Below are 2,932 nucleotides of genomic sequence, written 5' to 3'. Positions count from 1 at the left end.
TAGGATTGACTGCGACGGCGGTATCACCAAGCAGTGTCTCAGGACGTGTGGTTGCGACGACCAGATAGTTTTTGCCATCTTGAGTGGTCAGGTCTTTATCCGTGAAATGATAGCGGAAATGCCACAAGCTGCCTTTTTCATCATGGTTTTCAACTTCTAAATCAGACAATGCGGTTTGGAACTTAGGGTCCCAGTTCACCAAACGCTTACCGCGATAAATCAAACCATCGTCAAACAGACGCACGAACACTTCTTTTACCGCATTGGACAACCCATCATCCATGGTAAAGCGCTCACGTGACCAGTCAACCGAGCTGCCCAAACGGCGAATTTGGCTAGTGATATTGCCGCCCGACTCTTCTTTCCATTCCCAGACTTTATCGATGAAATCTTCACGCGTCATATCACGACGCTTGATACCTTGCGCCTCCAAACGACGCTCGACGACCATTTGGGTTGCGATACCTGCATGATCTGTACCTGGTTGCCAAAGCGTATTGTCACCATCCATACGGTGATAACGGGTGAGCGCATCCATGATCGCGTTGTTAAAACCATGTCCCATATGTAGCGAGCCGGTGACATTTGGCGGTGGCAGCGCGATAGAGAACGACTCATCTTTATCAAAGGTTGGCTGAAAATAACCGCTTTCTTCCCAGCCTTGATACATGCCTGCTTCAACTTCCGCAGGATTATAGGCGTTTTCAAGTTGGCTAAGTGCCGCTTGAATAGAAGTGGTTAGATTGGTTTTAGTATTTGTACTTTCAGGATTGCTCATAATAAAATGGTCTTTTGTTAATAATAAATGTGGGCAAACACATAAGTGGATAAATGAGGAAAGTGATTAGTAGAGTGATTTTAACGCAGATGGCCAGATTTTGTTAGATGCTAAGGTAATTTATCAGGCTTGCAGGGTGTCATTGCGACACTAATAACTGTAAACACCAATAAACAACGCCAATCGGCTGAACTTCCAACAAAACAGATCCTAGTCGTGTTATAAAATATAGGTCATGCGATAACTTATATAGCCATCGCATAGCATAATCAATGGCGTTTTTATCCTAAAATCACTATCTGATAAACAGCGAGCCGACTGTGTCCCAAGATACCGAGCATAAAAGTAATTCTGCAGCCGATAAGATGGACAATAGACGCTTGACTGATGTTAGCGCTAATCCTCAGTATGACGCTAGCAAACAGAATATTGCAAAACTGGACGCTGAAGATAAAAATGCCGATATGCCAGACGGCACTGAAGTTACAGAAAGTTTAGAGGACAAAGATTTCTCTGAGGATATTAGCGAAGAAGACAAAGAAACTATCAAAAAAGTCGCTAATGATGATAATTTAAGTCAAGCAAAAAGCTATGCCAGCATATTAGTTGAGCAGGTTATGGATGCCAGAGAAACTTTTGAGCGCTCACTTGGGTCGTTATTTACCAGTGCTTTTACCGCTGGTCTTGAGATTGGCATCAGCTTCTTTATGATTTTATCGGCTTTTGCACTTCTAAGTGGCGTACTACCGAGCCATTACGCCGTTGTGCTCGCCTCTTTACTTTATCCAATTGGTTTTATCATCGTCGTCATTGGTCAATCATTATTATTTACTGAGCAGACCTCCCTTTTAAGCCTACCTGTTCTCAATAAAATCGAACCGCTTAATAAGCTGCTACGCCTTTGGGGCATCGTCATTGCGGGTAACATCGTTGGTGGCTGTTTATTTGCGGCGTTAATGATAGGCTTGGGTTTAAATATGCAGCTATTTAGCGTCAGCGATATTGATACTTATGCCGAGCATATTTTAGGGTTTAGATGGTGGGTGATATTTGGCAGTGCGATATTGGCAGGCTGGATGATGGGCGTTACTGCGTGGCTTGTGACTTCAGCGCGCGATACCCTTAGCCGCATCGTCTTGGTGACCCTTATTACTGGTAGTATCGGCTTTTTAGGTTTACATCATAGTATCGTTGGCAATATCGAGGTTTTTTCTGCCCTGCTCTATGGAAATACAGTTAGCTTGGGGCGTTATTTGCTATTTTTGGCTGTGGTGTTGGTAGGCAATACCATCGGCGGCGTGGTATTTGTCGCAGTCCTCAAAAACCGTACTTTCTTGTTTGAAATTGAAAGGGTAAAAGAACAAACTGCAGAGGCAAGAGCAAAAATAGATGCACGGTGACTTTAGATTTGATCGATGTTATTCGTACTAAATCGATGTCCTTCATGCCAAAAAACATCAGTAATGCGAAGCCCACAACACCTTTTATCATACAAAGGGTGTTGTGGGCTTATTTTATTGAGTAATACGCTACTTATTTTTTAGTAACGCACTACTAGTATCTTGAGTGCATTACATTCTACGTGCTGCCAATACGCTCATTTCCACTTCAGATTTCTTGTGCTGATTATATTTGGCACTAAATACTCTGACCAAAATACCTGCTGTTAAGAACATAATCAAAGTATAGATAGCAGGCGTCAGCGACATCTTGTAGTTAGCAAGCAATGTTAGCGCCATGAATATTGACAACGTGCTGTTTTGCAGGCCAACCTCTAGCGTCACTGAGGTTCTCTGTGCTAAGTTCAGACCGAACCACTTACTCGTATAATAACCAAGCGCCATGGTTGATAGATTCAACAATAATGACACAGGACCTGTCGCGATAAACGCTTCAACGAGGATATCTCTTTGTACATAGCTCAAAAAAACCACTAAAAAAGCCAAAAAGAGGACACCGAATCTAGATACATACAGCTGTGATCTATCGGCTACCCTTGGTGCAAAACGTTTGATGAGCATGCCAATACTAATCGGTACGATGGTCAGCACAATCAAAGTAATCATAGTTTTGAGTACTGGTAATTGAAACTCGCTACCCGCTCCCATGAAGTGAATCAATGAAAAGCTTAAAACAACAGGAATACTAAATACA

At 42.7% G+C, this 2,932-nt stretch carries 3 protein-coding genes; 1 reads left to right on the top strand and 2 read right to left on the bottom strand.

The genetic code is table 11. From position 1 onward, the window contains the following. The coding region (locus tag VLN09_RS10910) for a class I tRNA ligase family protein (RefSeq protein ID WP_325246436.1) at positions 1 to 778 on the bottom strand (778 nt) is incomplete at its 3' end. A 320-nt stretch (positions 779 to 1,098) separates the two neighbouring features. Here VLN09_RS10910 and VLN09_RS10905 point away from each other — a divergent pair. Then, the gene (locus VLN09_RS10905; RefSeq protein WP_325246434.1) at positions 1,099 to 2,178 is read left to right on the top strand and encodes a formate/nitrite transporter family protein; all 1,080 of its coding nucleotides are present in this window, start codon (positions 1,099 to 1,101) and stop codon (positions 2,176 to 2,178) included. Positions 2,179 to 2,349: 171 nt separating this feature from the next. Here VLN09_RS10905 and VLN09_RS10900 read toward each other — a convergent pair. Beyond that, positions 2,350 to 2,932, bottom strand: a 583-nt coding sequence (locus VLN09_RS10900; protein WP_414709126.1) for a bile acid:sodium symporter family protein, incomplete at its 5' end; no start/stop codon positions are given.

The sequence above is a fragment of the Psychrobacter sp. genome (assembly GCF_035469765.1).
GTDB lineage: Bacteria > Pseudomonadota > Gammaproteobacteria > Pseudomonadales > Moraxellaceae > Psychrobacter.
This window is presented reverse-complemented; position numbering and strand designations above follow the sequence as displayed.